We start from the raw sequence: 23,153 nt of genomic DNA, 5'->3' as shown, positions 1-23,153 counted from the left end.
ACATAACATAATTAAGACTACTTTTTTTGCTTATGTTTTGACGATTCCGTACTTTTGTGCTCGAATTTTTGAGATTATTAAAACAATCTCAAATTAAAAACAACTAAGAATGACATCAGAAATCATTGATACTAAAGACCTTAAGAACGACCCTGTATTTGGTCAATTATCTTTTGACAATCACGAGCAAATCGTTTTTTGTAACGACGAAGATACAGGTTTAAAAGCAATAATTGGTATTCACAATACAACTTTAGGACCTGCTTTAGGAGGTACTAGAATGTGGCAATATAAAAGTGAATGGGATGCACTTAATGACGTATTACGTTTATCTCGTGGTATGACATATAAATCAGCAATTACAGGATTAAACCTTGGTGGTGGTAAAGCTGTTATTATTGGTGATGCAAAAACTCAGAAAAACGACGACTTAATGCGTAAGTTTGGTGAGTATGTAAATTCTTTAAGTGGAAAATACATTACAGCTGAAGATGTTGGTATGGAAACTCGCGACATGGATATTATCCGTGAAGTTACACCACACGTAACTGGTGTATCTGAAGCTATTGGTGGGTCTGGAAATCCTTCTCCTGTAACTGCATACGGAGTTTACATGGGAATGAAAGCTGCTGCTAAATATAAATTCGGAACTGAAAATCTTGACGGTAAAAAAGTTTTAGTGCAAGGTGTTGGTCACGTTGGTGAAACTCTAGTTAAACACATTACTGATGAAGGTGCTCAAGTTATTTTAAACGATATTAACGAAGCTCGTTTAGAAGAGTTAAGTAAAAAATACGGAGCTAACGTAGTATTAGGAAACGATATTTACGGTTTAGACATCGATATTTATGCTCCATGTGCATTAGGTGCAACAGTAAACGATAATACTATTGCTCAATTAAACGCTAAAGTTATTGCTGGTGCAGCAAACAACCAATTAGCTGACGAATTAAAGCATGGTAGAATGTTACAAGAAAAAGGAATTGCTTACGCTCCTGATTTCTTAATTAATGCTGGTGGAATTATTAATGTTTATGCAGAAGTTGTTGGTTACGACAAAGCTGAAAGTTTAAAAAGAACTGAAAACATTTACAATACAACATTAGATATCTTTAACTTAGCTGAGAAAGAAAACATCACTACACACCAAGCTGCATTTAATATTGCACAAGGTAGAATTGATGCTCGTAAAAAAGAGCAAAATAGCTAGATAAAAAATAAAAAAGTTTTACTTTTGCAGAGCGTTAGAAATAGTTTCTATCGCTCTTTTTTTTAAAGTTCTTTAAAATGATTAACAGAAGACATATTCGAGTTAAAGTAATGCAGTCGGTTTATGCAATGCAGCAATCGCACAATGATGATATTGTTAAAGAAGAAAAATTCTTAAAACACAGTATTCAAAAAATGTACGACTTGTACGTTTTAAATCTTCAGTTATTAGTAGAAGTGCAAAAATTAGCCAATAAAAGAATTGCGCTTGCTAAAAAGAAAATTTTAGCTACCAAAGAAGAACTAAATCCAAATACTAAATTTATTGATAATAAGTTAATCAACCTACTTAACGAAAGTGTTAGTTTAGAAGGATACCTAGAACTTAACAAATTAAATTACTGGGAACTTGACGACGAGTACGTTAAGATTTTATTAGATGAATTGCAGAAAAGCGATATTTATGAAAAATATATGAATACTGTTGAAGATTCATATAATGTAGACAGAGCTTTTGTTATAGATTTCTTTAAAGAAATTGTAGCGCCTAACGAAAAATTAGCAGATTATTTTGAAGATAAAATGATTACTTGGGTAGATGATATTCCTTTTGTAAATACATGGATAGTTAAAACATTGAACAAACAAAGCCCGAAGAAGCCTTTTATTTTAGGAAGTTTATATAAAGACAATCAAGACAAAATATTTGTGTCTGATTTATTCACTAAAACAATGTTAAATCAGCATAAATACGAAGAAGATATTATTGCCAAAACTCCTAATTGGGAAGCAGATAGAATTGCTGATATCGATATGATCATCATCAAAATGGCAATCACTGAATTTTTACATTTCCCATCTATTCCGAGTAGAGTAAGTATTAATGAATATATAGAATTAGCTAAAGATTACTCTACCAACAAAAGTGGTTATTTCATTAACGGAGTATTAGACAAACTAGCTAAAGATTATTTATCATCAAACCAAATGGTTAAAATTGGTAGAGGATTATTATAAAATTATTATTTTTACAACGAATTAAATAAATTATTTTTAAAATGAAGAAAATAGCAGTAGCGCTTGCATTAGTTGTTTCAACAGGAATGTTAGTTTCTTGTGGGCAAGGAAATGCATCATCGAAAGTAAAAAAAGAAAATGTAGAGAAAGCTGAAAAAAGAGATAGTTCAATTAGTTTAGGAGCACCTACTATTTCTTTCGACAAAGAAGAATTTGACTTTGGAACTGTTAATGAAGGAGACGTTGTTAAAACTACTTTTGTTGTTACAAACACAGGTAAAGGTGATTTAGTAATTACAAATGCTCAAGCAAGTTGTGGTTGTACAGTACCTGTTTGGCCTAAAGAACCTATCGCACCTGGAAAAACTGGAGACATTCAAGTAAGCTTTAATACTAGCGGTAAACCAAACAAGCAATCTAAATCGATTACTTTAACAACGAATACTGAAAAAGGTAGAGAGGTTGTTAAAATTTCTGGAATGGTAACTCCTAAAAAGAAAACAGTATAATGTTTGATTCTATATTTTTACAAGCCAGCACACAAGAAAGCATTATGAGTATGCTTCCTTTTGTGGCAATGATTGGTGTTTTCTATTTTTTAATTATTCGTCCCCAGATGAATCGTCAAAAAAAAGAAAAACAATTTCAATCAACTGTTAAAAAAGGAATTAAAGTAGTTACTTCGAGCGGTATTCATGGTAAGATTGTTGAAATTAACGATAACGACAATACCGTTACTATTGAAACTGGAGCAGGGAAAATTAAATTTGAGCGCTCTGCTATTTCAATGGAGTTAAGTAAAAAATATAATACTAACGTTAAAAAATAACAGTTACACATATTTAAAAAAGAGAGCTAGTTAGCTCTCTTTTTTGTTTTTTATGTAAATTGCTTCATATATTTTAATTTGAAAAAGACGCTTAACATACCTAAGACTTTTTTTGGCTTTTTAATTGCCTCATTGTTTTTTTGGATTCTAATCAACTTATCTAAAACTTACACCAGTGAAGTAAATTACGATATCGATTATATAAATTTACCCCAACAAAAAACACTTATAAGTACTCCTTTAAAAAATATAACCCTATTAGTTAAAGGAACAGGGTTTAATTTACTTTCTACAAATATTAGTAGCAAACCTTTAGAACTAAACCTAGAAAAAACTCGCAGAAAAGAAGGGAATAATTATTATTTTCTTTCTCAAAATATTCAGTCGGAAATTCAAAACCAATTAAAATCAGGTATTGAATTAATTCAAATACAAGAAGATAGTATCTCTCTAAAAATAGGCACACTTAGTTCTAGAAAAATCCCTTTAAAATCGAATTTAAACATCGAGTTTCAACTAGGTTTCGACTTAACTAAACCTGTTACAATAAAGCCAGATAGTATCGAAATATCTGGTGATGAGGAAGAATTAAAAAAAATATCTTTTTTAAACCTCGAAAAGACTGATTTAAAAAATGTTTCTGAAAAAGTAGAATTAAAGTCTAAAATAATTTTTCCTAAAAACAGGAATTTCAAAACAAACATCAAAGAAGTTGATATCATAGCCTCTGTAGATAAATTTACTGAAGGTGAAATTGAAATTCCAGTAACTATAAAGAATGCTCCAGACGGAATAAATATTTTTCCAAAAAAAATAAAATTAATATACAAGGTAGGTTTAACAAACTTCAATAAAGTAACCCCTGATTTATTTACTATTGAGTGTGACTACAATGAAAGTACTACTAAAGGAATTTCATACTTAATTCCTAAAATACAATCGCATTCAAATTTGGTTTCAGTAGTAAGAATAGTTCCTGATAAAATTGATTTTTTAATTCACGAATAATGGTTGTAGGTATTACAGGTGGTATAGGTAGCGGAAAATCTACTGTAGTAAAAATGTTTTCTCAATTCGAAGATATTGCTATTTATATAGCAGATGACGAGGCTAAAAAATTAATGAATTCATCAAATGAGATTAAATCAAAACTAATTTCAGAATTTGGAAGCGACACTTATCAAAACAACACCCTTAACAGACCATATTTAGCCAATATCGTTTTTAACAATAAAGAAAAGTTAGCGACTTTAAATGCTATTGTGCACCCTGTTGTAAATAAGCACTTACAAGATTTCATCAAATACAATTCAAATAAAAAATACATTTTATATGAAAATGCCATTTTATTTGAAAACGGAAGTAACGCTTTCTGTGATAAAATAATTACAGTAATAGCTCCCAAAGACATAAGAATTCAAAGAGTTATAAAAAGAGATGACTCAACTATTGATGTTGTTAAAAACAGAATTAAAAATCAATGGTCTCAAAATAAAAAAGCACTACAATCTCATTATATTATTGAAAACATAACTCTTTCCAATACTGAATCACAAGTATTAAAAATCCACAATTATTTAACATAAAAATCTAAATATTTTATGTTATATAAATTGTTTTTCTTAAAATTATCTTAATTTTTCAGTAACTTTGTTAATCTAAGTTAAAACCGAACACCCCTTCATTTTATTGATTTATTTTTGAATAATGAGTAAAAAAATCTTTATTCTTATTGTTGTTTTAATGAGTATTTCTTTGATAGGAATTATCTCAGTTCAAGTCTATTGGATTAAAGATGCAATAAAAAACAAACAACAGCAATTCGAGAACAATGTTACAATTGCTCTTGGTAGGACATCAGAGAAAATTAAAGAAAGAGAGTATCAAGAATTTGCTCTTAGTACTAATGAGTTTTTTAAAAATGATAAACTTAGAACTGATGCTGAGATTAAAACTTTTATCTTTCAACAAATAGACACGACAAGTAAAAGGAAATTAACTTTTGGAACTACTATCTTAGAAGAAAATTTTAAAATTCCAGGGGATTTTGTAAATAACGACTCAATTATCTTTAAAAGATATTCAGGCAAAGAAGATATTTTTTTCTCTCAAGTCATTAAATCTGAAAATAAAGATTTTAAGCCTTTTTTAAAAGAAAGTCAACTTACAAATTTTAAACTATATCCCAGCTGGAATAAACAGCAGATGGAGTATATGTTTAAGCAAAGTAAGCATTATTCTCCAATTCATCATCGAATTAGCAATAATGAACTGAACAGAACATTAAAAGAAGAATTGGGTAAAATGAATATTACTCAAGATTTTAAGTATGGTGTTTATGAAGATGGGTTAGCGACTCAATTAAAATCAGGATATTTTAATGTTCAACCTAATGATAAATATTATCCATTGCTAGAAGATGAAGAAGGAAATAGTAAATATAAATTATATATAAAATTCCCTAACGAACGTAAAAATTTGATTTCAGGAATGATGAAAATTTTAGGGCTGTCATTATTATTTATAGGGATTATTATTGCGGCTTTTTCTGCATCATTATATCAATTAATTCGTCAAAAAAAGATTTCTGAAATAAAAACAGATTTTATTAATAATATGACGCATGAGTTTAAAACACCTATTGCTACTATAAACCTAGCTTTAGATGCGATTAAAAATCCAAGAATTATATCTGACGAAGATAAGGTTAAACGTTATGTTCAAATGATTCGTGAGGAGAACAAACGTATGCATGGTCAAGTAGAAAACGTATTACGAATTTCAAGATTAGAAAAAAACCAACTAGAAATTGGTAAGGATGCTACAGATATGCACGACATTATTGAAGAAGCTATTGAGCACATTCAATTATTAGTAAATGATAAAAATGGAAGTATTGTTACACATTTTAAAGCAATTTCCACGGAGGTTTTAGGAAATAATTTACACCTAGTAAACATTACAGTTAACATATTAGAGAACGCTCTAAAGTATTCTGAAGGTGCTCCAAAAATTGATGTTTATACAGAGAGTACAAATAAATATTTTATCTTTAAAGTAAAAGATGAAGGGATTGGAATGAGTAGAAATGCTCAGAAATATGTTTTCGATAAATTTTATAGAGAACATAAAGGAAACATTCACAACGTAAAAGGTCACGGTTTAGGTTTAGCCTATGTAAAAGAAATTGTAGACAGCCACCACGGAACCGTTCATGTTGAGAGTGAAAAAGGCAAAGGAAGCATATTTACAGTTAAATTACCATTAATATAAATTGAAAGAAGATGGGAAGTAAAAAAATATTATTAGTAGAAGACGATCCGAATTTCGGAACAGTTCTTAAAGATTATTTAGCATTAAACGACTATAACGTAACACATGCTAAAGACGGAATAGATGGATTAATTATGTTTAAAAACGGAGAATATGATTTATGCATCCTAGATGTAATGATGCCTCGTAAAGACGGTTTTTCTTTAGCACAAGACATTCGTGTAACAAACAAAGAAATCCCTATTATTTTTTTAACAGCTAAAACATTAAAAGAAGATGTTTTAAGAGGATATCAAGTAGGTGCAGATGATTATTTAAACAAACCTTTTGACTCTGAGGTTTTACTACATAAAATCAAAGCGATTTTACAACGTAAAGAAAATGAAAAATCAAACGAAAGTGATGAGTTTGAATTTAAAATTGGAGGATTTGATTTCAATTCTAAGCTACGTCATCTTTCACTTAATGAAGGAGAAACACAAAAACTATCTCCTAAAGAAAGTAAATTGTTACGTATGCTAGCAATTCACAAAAACGATTTAATGCCTCGTGAATTAGCTTTAACAAAAATATGGAGAGATGATAATTATTTCACTTCTCGTAGTATGGATGTTTACATTGCTAAACTTCGTAAATATTTAAAGGGAGATGAGAATGTTGAAATTTTAAATATACATGGTGAAGGCTTTAGATTAATAGAAAAAGTATAAAACCAACATCAAAAAAAAGAAAAGACTTCTACAAACGGAAGTCTTTTCTTTTTTATAAATTGTAACAATAATTCTACTAAGTCGTCAAATACTTATAATCAACAAAACCGAAAAACTTGGAAACAATTTTATCAATAAAAAACCTCGATAAAAAATACGGAAAAGTCCATGCAGTAAACAATCTTTCTTTCGATATTAAAAAAGGAGAAGTATATGGTATTTTAGGACCTAACGGAAGCGGAAAATCAACAACTTTAGGTATTATTTTAAATGTGGTTAATAGAACCTCTGGAGATTTTAATTGGTTTGATGGAAAGCTATCAACTCACGAAGCGTTAAAAAAAGTAGGAGCTATTATTGAGCGTCCTAATTTTTATCCTTACATGTCGGCAGTTCAAAACTTACAATTGATTTGTAAAATAAAAGGGGTTTCTTATGATAAAATTGAAGAGAAATTAAAAGTTGTTAATCTTTTTGAAAGAAGAAATAGCAAATTCAAAACTTATTCTTTAGGCATGAAACAACGTTTAGCTATCGCATCTGCATTGTTAAACGATCCTGAAATTTTAATTTTAGACGAACCTACAAATGGATTAGATCCGCAAGGAATTCATGAAATTCGTCAAATCATAAAAGAAATTGCTAAAAACGGAACAACAATTTTATTAGCTTCTCACCTACTTGATGAAGTTGAAAAAGTTTGTTCACATGTTTTAATTATTCGTAATGGTGTAAAGCTATATAGTGGTCGTGTTGATGAAATGACAACTTCAAATGGTTATTTTGAATTAGAATCAGAAAACAACAAAGAGTTGATTAAGCATTTAGAAAATCATTCTTCAATAGGAAGTATTAAAGAAGAAAACGGAATTTTAATTGCAAACTTAACTTCTGAGTTATCTGCTTCAGAAATCAATCAATTTCTTTTTAACAACAACATTACTTTATCACATTTGGTTAAAAGAAAACCAAGTTTAGAACAACAATTCTTAGATTTAACCAACAATAACTAATCAATATTATGCTACGTCTTTTAAGTATAGAATTTCATAAATTAAAACATAACAGAGCTAGTAAAGCTTTATCCATCATATATTTTGCATTATTGACTTCAATAGCGTTAATAGCTGCAATAAAATTCGACATAGGGCCTATAAAGTTTCATTTAGCAGAACAAGGAATATTTAATTTTCCATACATATGGCACTTTAACACTTTTATCGCTGCTTTTTTAAAGTTCTTTTTATTACTTGTAATTGTTTCTATGATGGCTAACGAATACAGCTACAAAACATTAAAGCAAAATTTAATAGACGGACTAAGTAAAAAAGAATTTATACTTTCAAAATTTTATACTGTTGTTGTTTTTGCTTTAATTTCAACATTATTTATTTTTATAGTATCACTTATTTTAGGTGCAATTTATTCTGACTTTAATGAAATATCAATCATTTTTTCTGATTTAAAATACCTTTTTGCATATTTCATTAAGTTAATAGGTTTCTTTTCAATGGGATTATTTTTTGGTATTTTAATAAAAAGATCTGCGTTTGCTGTAGGTGCAATTATAGTTTTTTTCTTCCTTGAGTTTTTTAGCTACCTATACCTAGCTAGTAAAATGTCTAAAGAATTTGCCGATGACATATACCAATTTCTTCCTTTTAAATCTATGTGGAACTTATTGGACGAACCTTTTACAAGATTGGGAGCTGTAAAATCAGTGGCTAGTCAAATAGGAGAAAACTTTACTAAAGATTATTCAGTAGGATTATTAAACATAATTATTGTTCTTTTCTGGACAGCCGTTTTTATATATGCTTCATATTTTTTGTTAAAAAAGAGAGATTTATAGAGGGTTTTAAGTAGTTTAGCTGTTTTACAATAGCAAAGAATTCATACAACGAATGAAAAAACTACTATTATTTCTACTAACGTTATTAACATTTAATCTATACAGTCAAAAAGAAGCAAACACTTGGTATTTTGGCCGTAATGCAGGTATTGACTTTAACACTTCACCTCCTTCAGCTTTAACTGACGGTAAATTAAATACAGATGAAGGGTGTTCTACAATTTCAGACGAAAATGGGAATCTTTTATTCTATTCTGACGGTATTAAAGTTTGGACTGCTAGACATGAGTTAATGAGATATTCTGATGGGCGAATCGCAGATAATTTACAAGGAAACCCTTCTAGTTCTCAATCTGGATTAATAGTTCCAAACCCTGAAGATAAAAACATTTATTATATATTTACAGTAGGTACAGATTTTGTAGGTAATAGTGGCTATCCTAGAAACCCCGGTTTTAATTATTATACTGTAGATATTGACAAAGGAGATGGCGGCGAAATTATAGCTGGACCTATCAACTTATCAGATGGAAGAGATGCTGCTTGGTCGGAAAAAATAAGTGCAGTTCAAGGTAAAGATTGTACAGAATTTTGGATATTATCTATAGTCCAAGATACTTTTTATGCCTATAAAATTGATAAAAATGGTATAGATTCTTCAAACCCTATCACCTCACCGTCTTCATATTTTTTAAATGATAAAAGAGGTTATTTAAAAGTATCCCCTAATGGTAATAAAGTTGCCTTAGCTGATTTTAATCCAAGTGGAAGCTTAGTATTATATGATTTTGATAATTTAACAGGTAAAATTATTTCTAATGGTGTAATTTTAACTTCACCAACGCAGGATGGAGCACCATATGGCGTTGAGTTTTCTCAGGAGTCTAGAAAACTATATGCTTCAAATTACTCTGCTTCATCTAATAGCAATAAAGTATTTCAATTTAACTTATTAACAACAGATATAGCACAATCTAAAACACTAATTACAGAACAGAATGGATTTAGAGGAGCTCTACAACTAGGACCTAATCAAAAAATATACTTTTCGCTTCCAGGAGGAAGCTTTTTAGGAGCTATAAATAATATTGAAGAAGAACCTAACAATGTTACTTATAATCCTCAAGAAATAAATCTAAATGGCCAAATAAGCTCTCAAGGATTACCCCCTTTTATTCAATCTTTCTTTGCTCCTGTTAACTTAATTGATACTACCACTGGAAATGTTTTAAATAACACAAACCAAACTTTCTGTATTGGTGATTCCTATATGATTGAGCCTGAATTAAATTTAGCTTCTTCAACATATACTTGGTTTAAAGATGGTACAGAAATAGCAAAAACTAGAATCTTAACAACTAATAACACTAATTTTGGAAGTGGCTTATATGAAGTTAAAATAGAATCTACTTCAGAATGTGGAAAAACATACACCGGTAAAATTCAAATAAATTTTGAACCAAAACCTAGTATTAATAAAATACCAACATATATTCAGTGTGATTTTGACAGTAATACTGTAGATGGATTTGCTTCTTTTAATTTAGAAAGTAAAGAAATTGAATTAGTAAATAATACTTCTAATTTGGTTTTTGATTTTTTTGAAACTAGCGATATAACTTTCCAAAATCCAATTAACAAAAATAATTACACTAATACAATAGCTACAAATCATACGGTAATGGTTAGAGTAACAAATACTATTACGAAATGCTATCAAACAGAGTTAATTGATCTACAAGTAAACCCAACAGGATTAACATCATATAATGATGAATATCTATGTGAACTTGATAAAAACACATCTGACCCTGATGCAAAATTTAGTATAGGAACAAATAATAGTATTTTTAATTTTGATTCTAAAACTCAACAAATTATTAATGACTCAGGAGGAGCATTATCAGAAGCAACTCATAATTTTGAATATTATCGAACCTCTAACGATGCCTCTTTACAAATAAATCAAATTACCCCTCCTTATGAAGATTATTTATTTAAAAATAATTCTGATGTATATGTTAGAGTTTCTAACAAAGGTGTTAATTCTTGTGAAGCTGTTGGACGCTTTAAAATATTTGTAGAAAAAATACCTGCTCCGCAAGGAAATTTAGATAAAAGTATTTTATGCATTGATAACCCAAGAATGAATCCACAACTACGCACTATTGAGTTGAATGCCGATACTGGGAATAGTTCTGACACTTATAAATGGTATCTAGATGGTTTTTTAATACCTGGAGAAACAAACGCTATACACAATGCCAACTCAGCAGGAGAATATAAAGTTGAAGCCTATAGAGTATACCCTAATATTAATCAACCTTGCATAGGATACAATACTTTTTATGTAAAAGAATCCAATAAAGCTTTAATTGTTAGTATTAAATCTACTGATGATAATGATAACCCTATAAATAACAAAATTGAAATTATTGTAAATGGAATAGGTGATTATGAATATGCTCTAAATAGCACTAGTTTAAGTGATTTTACTAAAGGAGATAAAAATTTAACTTTTACCTTCACTGAGATTCCGCCTGGATTAAACTCAATTTCAATTAGAGATCGCAATGATTGTGGTATTGTATCTTCTGAACAGATTTCTACTATTTATTTTCAAAGACATCTAACACCTAATGGAGATACACATAATGACACATGGAATATATTAGGGGTTGACAATGACTTTTATCAATCTGTAAATGTTCAAATTTTTGATCGCTACGGAAAACTGATAAAAACTATTACTGATAAAAATGACCCTGGTTGGGATGGAATATATAATGGCAAAATATTGCCTTCAAATGATTATTGGTATAATGCGGAATTATTAGATATTAATGGAAAGATTCGAAAAAAATCAGGACACTTTTCTCTTTTAAGAAAATAGAATTATTATCAAATATTATATCATACGGATAGCTTAAAAACTATCCGTATTTTTGTTTTTATGGATTTTCAATTAGTATCAGAATTTAAGCCTACAGGAGATCAACCTCAAGCAATAAAACAATTAGTTAACGGAATTAACTCAGATGAAAAATATCAGACTCTATTAGGTGTTACAGGCTCAGGTAAAACATTTTCAGTAGCTAATGTTGTCGCTGAAGTAAATAGACCTACTTTGGTTTTGGCACATAATAAAACCTTAGCTGCTCAATTATATTCTGAGTTCAAGCAATTTTTCCCAAACAATGCTGTTGAGTATTTTGTTTCGTATTATGATTATTATCAACCAGAAGCATACTTACCTACTACAGGAACCTATATCGAGAAAGATTTATCTATTAATGATGAGATAGAACGCTTAAGAATAAGCACCTCCTCTTCCCTACTTTCAGGACGTCGAGATGTTTTAGTTGTAGCATCAGTTTCTTGTTTATATGGTATTGGAAATCCTAATGAATTTAAGAAAAATGTGATTCCGATTGAAGTTGATCAACAAATATCACGTACCAAATTTTTACATCAATTAGTTACAAGTTTGTACGCTCGTACCGAAACTGAAATTAAAAGCGGTACTTTTAAAGTAAAAGGTGATGTTGTTACTATTTATCCATCGTATGGGGATAGTGGTTACCGTGTACACTTTTTCGGAGATGAAATTGAAGAAATCGAAACTTTTGATATTGAAAACAATCAAGTAATTGATAAATTAAGTGAGTTAACAATTTATCCTGCGAACTTGTTTGTAACCTCACCCGATGTTTTACAAAATGCTATTCATCAAATACAAGATGACATGGTAAAACAAGTTGATTACTTTAAAGAAATAGGAAAACATTTAGAAGCAAAACGCCTAAAAGAGCGTACCGAATTTGACCTTGAAATGATTCGTGAGTTAGGCTATTGTTCTGGTATAGAAAACTACTCTCGTTATTTAGATGGTAGAGATCCTGGAACTCGTCCTTTCTGTTTATTAGATTATTTTCCTGATGATTATTTAATGGTGATTGATGAAAGTCATGTTACCATCCCTCAAACCCATGCAATGTATGGCGGAGACAGAAGTAGAAAAGAAAATTTAGTAGAATACGGATTCCGATTACCCGCAGCAATGGATAATCGACCATTAAAATTTGATGAATTCGAAATGCTACAAAATCAAGTGATTTATGTTTCTGCAACTCCTGCCGATTATGAATTACAAAAAACAGAAGGCTTGTTTGTTGAGCAAGTAATTCGTCCAACTGGATTATTAGACCCAGAAATTGAAATTCGTCCGAGTTTAAATCAGATTGATGATTTAATTGAAGAAATTCAGGTTCGTGTTGAAAAAGATGAACGTACTTTGGTCACCACATTAACCAAACGTATGGCTGAAGAGTTAGCCAAATATTTAACTCGTATTCAAGTACGTTGTCGTTACATACATTCTGATGTTGACACGCTAGAACGTGTAGAAATTATGCAAGATTTACGTAAAGGACTTTTCGATGTGTTGATTGGAGTTAACTTATTACGTGAAGGATTAGACCTTCCAGAAGTTTCTTTAGTAGCAATTCTAGATGCTGACAAAGAAGGTTTTTTACGTTCACATAGATCATTAACACAAACTGTTGGTAGAGCTGCGCGTAATGTAAATGGTAAAGCAATTATGTATGCTGATAAAATTACCAATAGCATGCAAATGACAATTGATGAAACTACCCGTAGAAGAGAAAAACAAATAAATTACAATACAGCAAACGGAATTACCCCGACTCAGATAAATAAAAAGATAGATAATACTTTATCTAAAAATGCAATAACATCTTATCATTACGATAATGCGACTCAAAAAGCCGCAGAACAAGATTTAGAGTACTTACCTAAAGAAGAAATAGAAAAGCGTATTCGCACCAAACGTAAACAGATGGAAACAGCTGCCAAAGCTTTAGACTTTATGGCTGCAGCGCAATTACGTGATGAAATTGAAGTATTGAAAGAAAAATTATAACTTCAATTTTTAATAAAGCTATGTTTAAAAAAATTAATCTAAATAAAGAAAAAAAATCTATTAATAAACAAATTCCTGAATCACTAATATATGACTATGCTATTCTGAAAGGTTTACAGGCAAGAAAATCAACAAAATATATTGCATTAGCAGAACTCTCTATTCATCTAAAAATTGTACAAAGTGACTTAAGTATTTTAACTTTCAACCATAGAAACTGTGAAACTGAAATGGAAAAGAAGTTTTACTCTCGTATGATATCTATCATAATTTACGAATACTTAAACGACATTAATAATTTATTAGGAAATAAATTGGTTAAAGAGTTAACAAAAAATAACTTTAATGAATTAATCAATGAAGCTAAAACTTTAAATAAAGTATTTAGTGACTTTCAAAAAAGTCATAAAAATTTATTCAAACATATCCGAAATACAACCGGCGCACATAAATCAAAAAACACGGAATTTCTTTTAAGAAGTGTATTTGATATAGAAGATGAAAAAATAATGAATTTAGCTACTGATATTATGATAATCAATAACAAGCTAACACGTTTATTAACTACAATTTACAAGCGAGTTTCCAAATTTCATAAAGAAAATGGAATTATAAAATAAAACCCTCACTTTAAAAGTGAGGGTTTTTCTATATTCTAACTAAGAATTAATAATTAAGCACTTAATACTTCTTGTACTTTATCAGCAGCTTCTTGGAACTCTGTAGCAGAGATAATTTCCATTCCACTATTATCAATTAATTCTTTTGCTTCTTTAGCATTTGTTCCTTGTAAACGACAAATAATAGGCACATTAATTTTGTCTCCCATATTCTTATATGCATCTACAACACCTTGAGCAACACGATCACAACGAACGATTCCTCCAAAAATGTTAACTAAAATTGCTTTTACGTTTGGATCTTTTAAAATGATACCAAAAGCAATTTCAACACGTTCAGCATCAGCTGTACCACCAACATCTAAAAAGTTAGCTGGTTCTCCACCTGATTCCTTAATTAAATCCATAGTTCCCATTGCTAATCCAGCTCCGTTTACCATACATCCAACGTTTCCATCTAAATCTACATAATTTAAACCTGCAGCTTTAGCTTCAACCTCAATTGGGTTCTCTTCACGTATATCACGCATTGCTGCATAATCTTTGTGACGGTATAATGCATTTTCATCTAAAGTTACCTTAGCATCAACAGCCATAATTTTATCATCAGAAGTTTTTAACACTGGGTTAATTTCAAACATTGCTGAATCTGACTTGATGTAAGCAGTATATAATGCAGTTGCAAACTTTACCATTTCTTTCATCGCTACACCGCTTAAACCTAGGTTAAAAGCAATTTTACGAGCTTGGAAAGGCATTAAGCCTAAAGCAGGATCGATTTCTTCTGTAAAAATTAAGTGCGGAGTTTCTTCTGCTACTGTTTCAATATCCATACCTCCCTCAGTAGAATACATAATCATATTTCTACCTGTAGCACGGTTTAATAAAACCGACATGTAAAATTCATTCGGCTCAGAATCACCAGGATAATATACATCCTCAGCGATTAAAACTTGGTTTACTAATTTACCTTCTGCTGAAGTTTGAGGAGTAATTAACATCATTCCTAAAATATCATTAGAAATACTTTTTACCTCATCTAAGTTTTTAGCCAACTTAACTCCACCTCCTTTTCCACGACCACCTGCGTGTACTTGTGCTTTAATTACGTGCCAACCTGTTCCTGTTTCTTCAGTTAATTTCTTTGCTGCTTCAACAGCTTCTTCTGGTGTATTTGCAACGATTCCTCGTTGAATACGAACGCCAAAACTATTTAATATTTCTTTACCTTGATATTCGTGTAAGTTCATTAGATATGAATTTTTAAAGTCGAACAAAAATACGAATTCAAATGATAATACATTACAATTTACTCTTTATTTTAATGTAATTTCAATTGATATTCTATGATCTCTACTTTTGCATTTCTTTAACATTTAAAATGTAACGTTCCTTTTTTTAACATGTCTTTAGTGTAATTAACATGATTTTATGATTTACTCGCTTAAATCATAAATAATTTAGCTAAACCATTTACACTATCAATCTGCTATGCATAAAATTGCGAAACTACTAATTGCTACACTTCTTATTTCTAACGGAATAAACGCACAAGAAATTAATCAAAACAGAAAGAAAATTGGAGCTACGAGAGTAGATTCTCCTCCAAAAATAGATGGCGTTTTAGACGATACCGCATGGAATAATCTTCCTATTGCTAAAGATTTTGTAATGATGCGTCCTGATAATGGAAAAGCAGAAGTTGATACGCACAAAACTGAAGTTAAAATAGTGTACGATGATGCAGCTATATACATTTCTGCTTTGATGCATAAACCAAACGGGGAAAAAGTTCCTGCTGAATTTACTAATAGAGATAACTTTGGAAATTCAGATTTTTTTATGGCTATGATTAACCCAAATGATGATGGTCAAAACCCTACAATGTTTATTGTTACTGCATCTGGAGTTCAAATAGACTCGAAAGTTTCTAATGGTAGAAACGAAGATTATAACTGGAGTGCAGTTTGGGAAAGTGCTGTAAAAATTAACGATACAAACTGGATAGCGGAAATAAAAATTCCATATAGAGCTTTACGTTTTGCAAATGAACCTATACAATCTTGGGGAATGAATTTTCATAGAGAAGCTAGAAACTTAAACGCTCGGTATACATGGAATCATATTGATAATCAACAAGGTTATTGGACTCAATACGATGGTTTAATTGAAGATTTTAAAAATATAAAACCTCCTACTCGATTAAGTTTTTATCCTTATGCGTCAGCAATAACAAAAACTTATGATGGAAATACTGATTTTGATTGGAGTGTTGGTATGGATGTAAAGTATGGTATTACCGAAAACTTTACGTTAGACGCTACATTAGTTCCTGACTTTAGTCAAGTAGGATTTGACGATGTGCAATTAAACCTAGGTCCTTTTGAACAACAATTTTCTGAACAACGTCAATTTTTTACCGAAGGTACAGAACTTTTCACTAAAGGTCGCTTATTTTATTCAAGAAGAATTGGAGGAAGACCTATTGATCAATTTTCTAGTGAAAGAAATTTAATTGATGAAAAAGAGTTTACTAATGGTAAAAAAGTAAATGAAAAAATCACAGATAATCCAGATGTTAAAATGTTAAATGCTATAAAAATATCTGGAAGAACAAAAAAAGGGTTGGGTATTGGTTTTTTTAACGCTGTAACCGATAAAACTGAAGCTACAATAACAAGAACTGAGAAAAATATTGTTACTAGCAATAATAATGGTACCATTAAAGTTGATACTATTTCAACAATTAACTCGTATAAATCAACAACGAATCCTTTAGCTAATTATAACATCATGGTGTTAGATCAGCAATTCAATCAAAATTCATCTGTAACGCTAATTAATACTAATGTTACACGTGATGGTCGTTTTAGAGATGCGAATGCAACTGGTTTATTATGGCATGTTGAGGATAAAGGGAGTAACTACAACATTGATGGTTCTTTTAAAATGACTAATATTTCTGATGATCCTAGTGAAACAAATACAGGTTATGCTTTTGATACAAGTATAGGAAAACAATCTGGTAACTGGAGAGGTGAAATTGGATACCAATTTGAAAACAAAGACTATAACCCTAACGATTTGGGTATTTTGTTTAGTAATAACGAGCAAGGTATTTATGGTTTTGTTGGATATCGTTTATTAAAACCAAAGGGTATCTTTAACAACTACGGTGTTAATATGTATTATAATGTTAACTTTTTACATAACCCTGGCACCTATGTAGGCACAAATGGAGGATTGTCGTTCTGGTCTCAAACAAAAAAGCGTTTTGGTTTTGGAGGTAACTTAAATTATAGTTCTGAAAGAAAAGATTTCTTTGAGCCAAGACAAGGAACTACAAGTGGAATTTTCTTTAAAAGACCGCAGCGAATCAACATAAATCATTGGGGCTCTACAGACTATCGAAAAAAGTTTGCAATAGATTATGACTTTTGGCATACTTTCTTTAAACAAGCAGTAACAGGTATAGATCAAAGAAATTATGGTTTTGGTATTAGACCTCGTTATCGCTTTAACAACCAATTTTCATTAATTTATGGATTTAATTATCAACAATCTGATAACGAATATGGGTATGTAACAAAAATAAATCAAAATGCTATTGATAATGACCCAACTTTAATCATCTATAAAGATGAGATTTTCTTTGGTCAACGTAATAGAAGCACATACAATAACTCTTTAACCGGTAAATATAGTTTTAGTTCACTTTCAACTTTGTCATTAACATTTAGACATAATTGGAGTAAGGTTCCGTACAAACAGTTTTTTGAATTAAATCAATCAAACGGAACGTTTCAAAATACAAGTTATACAGGGGGATATGACAGAAATTTTAACAGCTGGAATTTAGACTTAAATTATGTATGGCAATTTGCTCCTGGTAGCCAATTAATTGCATTCTATAGAAATTCCATTAGTCCTGATCCAGATTTTGCACCTGCAAACATTAATTTTCGAGATAATATAGATAGATTATTTAAAGAAAATATGCAACACACATTTTCTTTAAGACTAGTCTATTTTATCGATTATAACGATTTTAAAAATATTTTTTAAGGGGATTTTTTTATTGACTGAAATCAGATAAGCTTTTAAAGTTTATCTGATTTCTTTTTTATACATTCGTTATTCTGAATAAAAAAGTATGATTGTTGCCAAAAACATCCATAAACATTACGGTGAAGTTGAAATTTTAAAAGGTGTAAATCTTCACATAAAAAAAGGTGAAATCGTAGCTATCGTTGGTCCTTCTGGAGCTGGAAAAACTACTTTACTTCAAATTTTAGGCACGCTTGATAAACCTTCAAAAGAGCAAAACTACGAGTTATTCATCGATGGCATTTCGATGAGTAATTTAAAAGATAAAGAAGTTTCTTCTTTTAGAAATAAGCATATTGGATTCATTTTTCAATTTCATCAATTGCTCCCTGAATTTACCGCTATAGAGAATGTTTGCATTCCTGCTTTTATTGGTGGTAAATCAAAATCAGCTACAGAAAAAAGAGCCAAGGAATTATTAGCTTTCTTAGGATTATCTCATCGAGAAAATCATAAACCAAGTGAATTATCTGGAGGAGAACAACAACGTGTTGCCGTTGCAAGAGCATTAATAAATGAACCTTCAGTAATTTTTGCCGACGAACCTTCTGGAAATTTAGATTCTACTTCGGCTAAAAACCTACACGAATTATTTTTTGAATTGCGTGATAAGTTCGGACAAACCTTTGTTTTAGTTACTCACAACAAAGAGTTAGCGCAAATGGCTGATAGAACTTTAACTATGAAAGACGGAATTATAGTTGAATAATGTAACAATTCTATGTTTCTAACTACTTATAGCAAAACAATTAACCATGAAAGAAACATTTAACGAATTAATTGCTTACTTAAGAAATCCTGTTTTAGAAAAAGATACAAATACTAATAATTCGTATCGCTTTCAAAAATTTTTACACTTACTTGTAATAAGTATACTAACCGGTGCTTTATTAACTCCTTTATTTGTTTTAATTGAGCACTTAGGTTGGGTAGATTTAAACGATCATGCCATGGAAGAGTTAATGAAAAACAGTTCTAAATGGTTTATTTTCTTTTTAGCAGTAATCTTAGCGCCTTTACTTGAAGAGTTATTTTTTAGAGCTCCTATTACATTATTTCACAATGCTAAAGCTTTTAAAATTGCCTTTTATGTCTTTGCTATTTTATTTGGATTAGTACATTTAACAAACTTCAATATTACCACAAATGTACTCTTGTTAACTCCAATTTTAGTAGCACCTCAAACAATTTTAGGTGGCTATTTAGGTTTTATTAGAGTTCGTTTCGGGTTACAATGGAGTATGCTTTTACACGCCTGTTACAATGCTTTTTTTGTTCTAGGTAGTTTTGCTGCAGATTTAGTATAAAAATGAATAGAGAAGAATTAAAAGAATTTCTTAACGAAAAAGTTGTAAAATATAACAATCCTGATTTTATTGAGAGTGACCCTATACAAATCCCTCATCTTTTTTCTTTAAAAGAAGATATTGAAATTACTGGATTTTTAGCTGCAACCATAGCTTGGGGAAATCGTAAGATGATTATCAGAAATTCTTTAAAAATGGTAGAGTTGTTAGGTAATTCTCCATATGATTTTGTGATGAATCATACCGATGAGGACTTAGCTAATTTTGATGGATTTGTGCATCGAACTTTTAATGCTGAGGATTTTAAATTCTTCATTAAATCACTTCAAAATATTTATCAAAATCACAATGGTCTAGAAACTGTATTATCAACTAACAATGAAGATAATTATAAATTATCAATCCATAATTTTAAACAAGTGTTCTTTGAAATACCACACCAACAAAGAACATTAAAACATGTTTCTGATCCGTTAAAAGGTTCAGCTTCAAAACGTATAAACATGTTTTTACGTTGGATGGTTCGTAATGATAAAACAGGCGTAGATTTGGGTATTTGGAAAACACATAACCCAGCGCATTTACATTGTCCACTTGATGTGCATTCTGGTAACGTGGCTCGTAAACTAGGAATTCTTACTCGAAAACAAAACGATTGGAAAGCCTTAACAGAATTAGATGTTACTCTGAGAGAATTTGATAAAAAAGACCCTGTGAAATACGATTTTGCCTTATTTGGATTAGGTGTGTTTGAAAAATTTTAATCATGCAAACCTTCATTCACTACTTCTTACATTTCGGACTTCCTTTTATTATAGCTTATTTTTTCTTTAGGAAAGACTGGGGAAAAGTAACTCTTATTTTATTGGCAACTATGCTAGTAGATCTAGATCATTTATTAGCTACTCCTATTTTTTCTTCGAATAGATGTAGTATTGGTTTTCATCCATTACATACATATTATGCGATCATCATATATACATTTCTTCTCTTTTTAAGAAAGCCTTATAAGATTATAGGGTTAGGGCTATTATTACATATGCTTACCGATTTTATCGACTGCCTATTTATGTATAATAATTGTAATACTTGTTTACAAAACAGTCCTACTAAAAATATATTAGAGTGGGTAAGTAATTTATTTTAATTGTAAATCGCAATACCAAAAACTAGTATCGTAATTTTTAACCTCTTCTTTTGTGTCTTGATGGCAATTCTGAGAATTATCTTTATTTAATGTATATGATTTCAATACCTTTTCTCCTATTTCAAACTCTATCGGTTTTTTAAAAATTGGTCCGTCATAACAAAAGGTATGAAATTCCCCATTTTCTCCACAAACATCAATATTTTCTGGTAATTCATTGATAAAATCTTCATCAATAATTCTACCTACAAACTCCTCTCCTAACAATTTAGCATTTACACAAACAGTAATTGTTTTAAATCCTAATGCTAAAAACTCACGAAGCAACTTCTTGGTGTCTTGCTTCCAAAGTGGATATACTCCTATAATTCCTACTTCTTTTAATTTTAAATCTCTGTAGTTTTTTAAATCTTCTAAAAAGATATCTCCAAAAACTGCATGACTATAACCTGATGATTTTAACTCAGAAGTTTTATCCTTCATCTTCTGATTGTATAAATCCATAGTAACATCTGCAGGAAACATTATTTTTTCTAATGGAATTCCAAGACTTTCCGCTTGCGCTTCTAATAAACTCTCATGCAAACCATGCATAGAAACTCGCTGATAATCTTCGTTTACATTAGTTATCAATTTTTCAATTTGATATTCTTTTTCTTGTAATACTTTATACAATGCAAATGCTGAATCTTTACCTGAACTCCAATTAAAATATGTTTTTTTCATAATAACAAATATCTATAAAAAAATCCTGCACTTGGCAGGATTCGTTATTTACTGTTTGTTTCTTTTTTGATGTAAAGGAACTGGTTTTTCTTGTTTAACTAACGGAGTTCCGTATAAATCAAAATCTCCGGCTTCATCAATTTTAACATCAATAAACTCTCCTAGTTTTATATAATGTTTTGTAGCATCTACAATAACATCATTATCTACATCTGGCGAATCAAATTCTGTACGTCCGTAAAAATATTCTCCATCTTTTCTATCGAATAAACAACGAAAAGTTTTTCCTACTTTTTCTTGATTTAATTCCCAAGATATTTGCGATTGAACTTCCATAATTTCATTTACTCTACGGAATTTTACATCTGCTGGTACATCATCTTCTAAAACAAAAGCACCTGTGTTTTCTTCATGAGAATATTCGAAAGCACCTAAACGTTCAAAACGCATTTCTTCTACCCAAGATTTTAACTCCTCAAACTGTTCTTCTGTTTCTCCTGGATAACCAACAATTAAAGTAGTACGGATTGCCATATTAGGTACATACTCGCGAAACTTATGAATTAAATTCGTTGTTTTTTCATGAGTCGTACCGCGTTTCATCGATTTTAAAATCTCTGTATTTATATGTTGTAACGGAATATCTAAGTAATTACAAACCTTAGGTTCTTCTCGCATTACATCTAACACATCCATCGGGAAACCAGAAGGAAATGCATAATGCAAACGAATCCATTCGATACCATCAACCTTAACTAACTCTTTTAATAAATCAGCTAAAGCGCGTTTTTTATAAATATCTAACCCGTAGTATGTTAAATCTTGAGCGATTAACATTATTTCTTTAATTCCGTTTTCAGCTAATTTAGTAGCTTCAATAACTAAATTCTCAATCGGAGTAGATTTATGTTTTCCTCTCATTAAAGGAATTGCACAAAAAGAACAAGGGCGATCACAACCTTCAGCAATTTTTAAATATGCATAATGCTTAGGAGTTGTTGTTAAACGCTCCCCTATTAATTCGTGTTTGTAATCTGCTTCTAAAACTTTTAACAATTCAGGCAAATCGTGCGTACCAAAATATTGATCTACATTTTTTATCTCAGCTTCCAAATCTGGTTTATAGCGCTCACTTAAACAACCTGAAACAAATACCTTGTCTATTTCACCAGCTTCTTTACGCTGCGCATAATGCAAAATAGTATCTATAGATTCTTCTTTAGCTTTACCTATAAACCCACATGTATTAATAACTACAATATTACCATCATCATTTTCATCTTCATGAACCACGTTTTTACCATTGGCTTTTAATTGTCCCATTAACACTTCACTATCGTAAACGTTTTTAGAACACCCTAAGGTAACTACGTTGATTTTATTTTTTTGTGGTGATTTTGTGCGCATTATACTA

General features: G+C 30.3%; 21 protein-coding genes. 18 read left to right on the top strand and 3 right to left on the bottom strand.

What is annotated here, in order from left to right; translation table 11 throughout:
• Positions 1 to 109 precede the first annotated feature (109 nt).
• The 13 genes from H3Z83_RS08550 to H3Z83_RS08490 all read left to right on the top strand — a co-directional run bounded on the left by H3Z83_RS08550 (position 110) and on the right by H3Z83_RS08490 (position 14,452).
• Positions 110 to 1,210 carry a Glu/Leu/Phe/Val family dehydrogenase gene (locus H3Z83_RS08550; protein ID WP_182125062.1) on the top strand — a complete coding sequence of 367 codons (1,101 nt, stop codon included), beginning with the start codon at positions 110 to 112 and terminating at the stop codon, positions 1,208 to 1,210.
• Between the two features lie 77 nt (positions 1,211 to 1,287).
• A complete protein-coding gene (gene nusB / locus H3Z83_RS08545; RefSeq protein ID WP_182125061.1) occupies positions 1,288 to 2,226 on the top strand; it encodes a transcription antitermination factor NusB in 939 nt (312 codons plus the stop codon).
• A gap of 41 nt (positions 2,227 to 2,267) precedes the next feature.
• Positions 2,268 to 2,735, top strand: a complete 468-nt coding sequence (locus H3Z83_RS08540) for a DUF1573 domain-containing protein (protein WP_182125060.1) — start codon at positions 2,268 to 2,270, stop codon at positions 2,733 to 2,735.
• Positions 2,735 to 3,055, top strand: coding sequence for a preprotein translocase subunit YajC (yajC, locus tag H3Z83_RS08535; RefSeq protein ID WP_182125059.1), 321 nt, complete (start codon positions 2,735 to 2,737; stop codon positions 3,053 to 3,055). The genes H3Z83_RS08540 and yajC overlap by 1 nt, the downstream gene beginning before the upstream one ends.
• Positions 3,056 to 3,133: 78 nt before the next feature.
• The gene (locus tag H3Z83_RS08530) at positions 3,134 to 4,063 is read left to right on the top strand and encodes a YbbR-like domain-containing protein (protein WP_182125058.1); all 930 of its coding nucleotides are present in this window, start codon (positions 3,134 to 3,136) and stop codon (positions 4,061 to 4,063) included.
• On the top strand, positions 4,063 to 4,641 hold the full coding sequence (gene coaE / locus H3Z83_RS08525) for a dephospho-CoA kinase (RefSeq protein ID WP_220455458.1): 579 nt from the start codon (positions 4,063 to 4,065) through the stop codon (positions 4,639 to 4,641). Before H3Z83_RS08530 ends, coaE begins: the two co-directional genes overlap by 1 nt.
• Positions 4,642 to 4,762: 121 nt before the next feature.
• On the top strand, positions 4,763 to 6,328 hold the full coding sequence (locus tag H3Z83_RS08520) for a sensor histidine kinase (RefSeq protein ID WP_182125057.1): 1,566 nt from the start codon (positions 4,763 to 4,765) through the stop codon (positions 6,326 to 6,328).
• Positions 6,329 to 6,339: 11 nt separating this feature from the next.
• Positions 6,340 to 7,038, top strand: a complete 699-nt coding sequence (locus H3Z83_RS08515) for a response regulator transcription factor (RefSeq protein ID WP_182125056.1) — start codon at positions 6,340 to 6,342, stop codon at positions 7,036 to 7,038.
• Positions 7,039 to 7,154: 116 nt separating this feature from the next.
• The gene (locus tag H3Z83_RS08510) at positions 7,155 to 8,051 is read left to right on the top strand and encodes an ABC transporter ATP-binding protein (RefSeq protein WP_182125055.1); all 897 of its coding nucleotides are present in this window, start codon (positions 7,155 to 7,157) and stop codon (positions 8,049 to 8,051) included.
• An 8-nt stretch (positions 8,052 to 8,059) separates the two neighbouring features.
• Positions 8,060 to 8,890: an ABC transporter permease gene (locus H3Z83_RS08505; protein ID WP_182125054.1), complete on the top strand. Its 831-nt coding sequence runs from the start codon at positions 8,060 to 8,062 to the stop codon at positions 8,888 to 8,890.
• Positions 8,891 to 8,942: 52 nt separating this feature from the next.
• On the top strand, positions 8,943 to 11,783 hold the full coding sequence (locus tag H3Z83_RS08500; RefSeq protein WP_182125053.1) for a T9SS type B sorting domain-containing protein: 2,841 nt from the start codon (positions 8,943 to 8,945) through the stop codon (positions 11,781 to 11,783).
• A 60-nt stretch (positions 11,784 to 11,843) separates the two neighbouring features.
• The gene (gene uvrB / locus H3Z83_RS08495; RefSeq protein ID WP_182125052.1) at positions 11,844 to 13,832 is read left to right on the top strand and encodes an excinuclease ABC subunit UvrB; all 1,989 of its coding nucleotides are present in this window, start codon (positions 11,844 to 11,846) and stop codon (positions 13,830 to 13,832) included.
• A 20-nt stretch (positions 13,833 to 13,852) separates the two neighbouring features.
• Positions 13,853 to 14,452: a hypothetical protein gene (locus tag H3Z83_RS08490; RefSeq protein ID WP_182125051.1), complete on the top strand. Its 600-nt coding sequence runs from the start codon at positions 13,853 to 13,855 to the stop codon at positions 14,450 to 14,452.
• A 53-nt stretch (positions 14,453 to 14,505) separates the two neighbouring features.
• Here the strand turns inward: H3Z83_RS08490 and sucC are convergent, their stop codons facing one another.
• Entirely contained in the window at positions 14,506 to 15,702 is a 1,197-nt protein-coding gene (sucC, locus tag H3Z83_RS08485; RefSeq protein WP_182125050.1) for an ADP-forming succinate--CoA ligase subunit beta, read from the bottom strand.
• A gap of 241 nt (positions 15,703 to 15,943) precedes the next feature.
• On the opposite strand from sucC, the gene H3Z83_RS08480 reads away from it, so the two are divergent.
• From H3Z83_RS08480 to H3Z83_RS08460, 5 genes are all read left to right on the top strand, one after another.
• Positions 15,944 to 18,517, top strand: a complete 2,574-nt coding sequence (locus tag H3Z83_RS08480; RefSeq protein ID WP_182125049.1) for a DUF5916 domain-containing protein — start codon at positions 15,944 to 15,946, stop codon at positions 18,515 to 18,517.
• A gap of 88 nt (positions 18,518 to 18,605) precedes the next feature.
• Positions 18,606 to 19,268 carry an ABC transporter ATP-binding protein gene (locus H3Z83_RS08475; protein ID WP_182125048.1) on the top strand — a complete coding sequence of 221 codons (663 nt, stop codon included), beginning with the start codon at positions 18,606 to 18,608 and terminating at the stop codon, positions 19,266 to 19,268.
• A 46-nt stretch (positions 19,269 to 19,314) separates the two neighbouring features.
• Entirely contained in the window at positions 19,315 to 19,866 is a 552-nt protein-coding gene (locus H3Z83_RS08470; RefSeq protein WP_182125047.1) for a CPBP family intramembrane glutamic endopeptidase, read from the top strand.
• Between the two features lie 2 nt (positions 19,867 to 19,868).
• On the top strand, positions 19,869 to 20,630 hold the full coding sequence (locus H3Z83_RS08465; protein ID WP_182125046.1) for a TIGR02757 family protein: 762 nt from the start codon (positions 19,869 to 19,871) through the stop codon (positions 20,628 to 20,630).
• A gap of 2 nt (positions 20,631 to 20,632) precedes the next feature.
• On the top strand, positions 20,633 to 21,013 hold the full coding sequence (locus H3Z83_RS08460; RefSeq protein WP_182125045.1) for a DUF6122 family protein: 381 nt from the start codon (positions 20,633 to 20,635) through the stop codon (positions 21,011 to 21,013).
• On the opposite strand, the gene H3Z83_RS08455 is transcribed toward H3Z83_RS08460, so the two are convergent.
• Both H3Z83_RS08455 and rimO read right to left on the bottom strand, forming a co-directional pair.
• Positions 21,005 to 21,739, bottom strand: a complete 735-nt coding sequence (locus tag H3Z83_RS08455; protein ID WP_182125044.1) for a Dph6-related ATP pyrophosphatase — start codon at positions 21,737 to 21,739, stop codon at positions 21,005 to 21,007. The genes H3Z83_RS08460 and H3Z83_RS08455 overlap by 9 nt on opposite strands.
• Positions 21,740 to 21,787: 48 nt before the next feature.
• Complete coding sequence (gene rimO / locus H3Z83_RS08450) at positions 21,788 to 23,146, bottom strand: 30S ribosomal protein S12 methylthiotransferase RimO (RefSeq protein ID WP_182125043.1); 1,359 nt, start codon at positions 23,144 to 23,146, stop codon at positions 21,788 to 21,790.
• Positions 23,147 to 23,153: the final 7 nt, after the last annotated feature.

It is taken from the genome of Tenacibaculum pelagium (assembly GCF_014062345.1).
Lineage (GTDB): Bacteria > Bacteroidota > Bacteroidia > Flavobacteriales > Flavobacteriaceae > Polaribacter > Polaribacter pelagius.
The sequence above is the reverse complement of the archived record's forward strand: the minus strand, read 5'-3'. Positions and strand labels throughout refer to the sequence as shown.

What these genes read in the sequence shown, in the direction of transcription:
- H3Z83_RS08475 (WP_182125048.1), top strand. Translation starts at nt 18,606, where the DNA reads ATGATTGTTGCCAAAAACATCCATAAACATTACGGTGAAGTTGAAATT.
- H3Z83_RS08480 (WP_182125049.1), top strand. Translation starts at nt 15,944, where the DNA reads ATGCATAAAATTGCGAAACTACTAATTGCTACACTTCTTATTTCTAAC.
- H3Z83_RS08540 (WP_182125060.1), top strand. Translation starts at nt 2,268, where the DNA reads ATGAAGAAAATAGCAGTAGCGCTTGCATTAGTTGTTTCAACAGGAATG.
- H3Z83_RS08550 (WP_182125062.1), top strand. Translation starts at nt 110, where the DNA reads ATGACATCAGAAATCATTGATACTAAAGACCTTAAGAACGACCCTGTA.
- H3Z83_RS08470 (WP_182125047.1), top strand. Translation starts at nt 19,315, where the DNA reads ATGAAAGAAACATTTAACGAATTAATTGCTTACTTAAGAAATCCTGTT.
- uvrB (WP_182125052.1), top strand. Translation starts at nt 11,844, where the DNA reads ATGGATTTTCAATTAGTATCAGAATTTAAGCCTACAGGAGATCAACCT.
- H3Z83_RS08500 (WP_182125053.1), top strand. Translation starts at nt 8,943, where the DNA reads ATGAAAAAACTACTATTATTTCTACTAACGTTATTAACATTTAATCTA.
- H3Z83_RS08520 (WP_182125057.1), top strand. Translation starts at nt 4,763, where the DNA reads ATGAGTAAAAAAATCTTTATTCTTATTGTTGTTTTAATGAGTATTTCT.
- H3Z83_RS08460 (WP_182125045.1), top strand. Translation starts at nt 20,633, where the DNA reads ATGCAAACCTTCATTCACTACTTCTTACATTTCGGACTTCCTTTTATT.
- sucC (WP_182125050.1), bottom strand. Translation starts at nt 15,702, where the DNA reads ATGAACTTACACGAATATCAAGGTAAAGAAATATTAAATAGTTTTGGC.
- H3Z83_RS08505 (WP_182125054.1), top strand. Translation starts at nt 8,060, where the DNA reads ATGCTACGTCTTTTAAGTATAGAATTTCATAAATTAAAACATAACAGA.
- rimO (WP_182125043.1), bottom strand. Translation starts at nt 23,146, where the DNA reads ATGCGCACAAAATCACCACAAAAAAATAAAATCAACGTAGTTACCTTA.
- coaE (WP_220455458.1), top strand. Translation starts at nt 4,063, where the DNA reads ATGGTTGTAGGTATTACAGGTGGTATAGGTAGCGGAAAATCTACTGTA.
- H3Z83_RS08490 (WP_182125051.1), top strand. Translation starts at nt 13,853, where the DNA reads ATGTTTAAAAAAATTAATCTAAATAAAGAAAAAAAATCTATTAATAAA.
- H3Z83_RS08455 (WP_182125044.1), bottom strand. Translation starts at nt 21,739, where the DNA reads ATGAAAAAAACATATTTTAATTGGAGTTCAGGTAAAGATTCAGCATTT.
- nusB (WP_182125061.1), top strand. Translation starts at nt 1,288, where the DNA reads ATGATTAACAGAAGACATATTCGAGTTAAAGTAATGCAGTCGGTTTAT.
- H3Z83_RS08515 (WP_182125056.1), top strand. Translation starts at nt 6,340, where the DNA reads ATGGGAAGTAAAAAAATATTATTAGTAGAAGACGATCCGAATTTCGGA.
- yajC (WP_182125059.1), top strand. Translation starts at nt 2,735, where the DNA reads ATGTTTGATTCTATATTTTTACAAGCCAGCACACAAGAAAGCATTATG.
- H3Z83_RS08465 (WP_182125046.1), top strand. Translation starts at nt 19,869, where the DNA reads ATGAATAGAGAAGAATTAAAAGAATTTCTTAACGAAAAAGTTGTAAAA.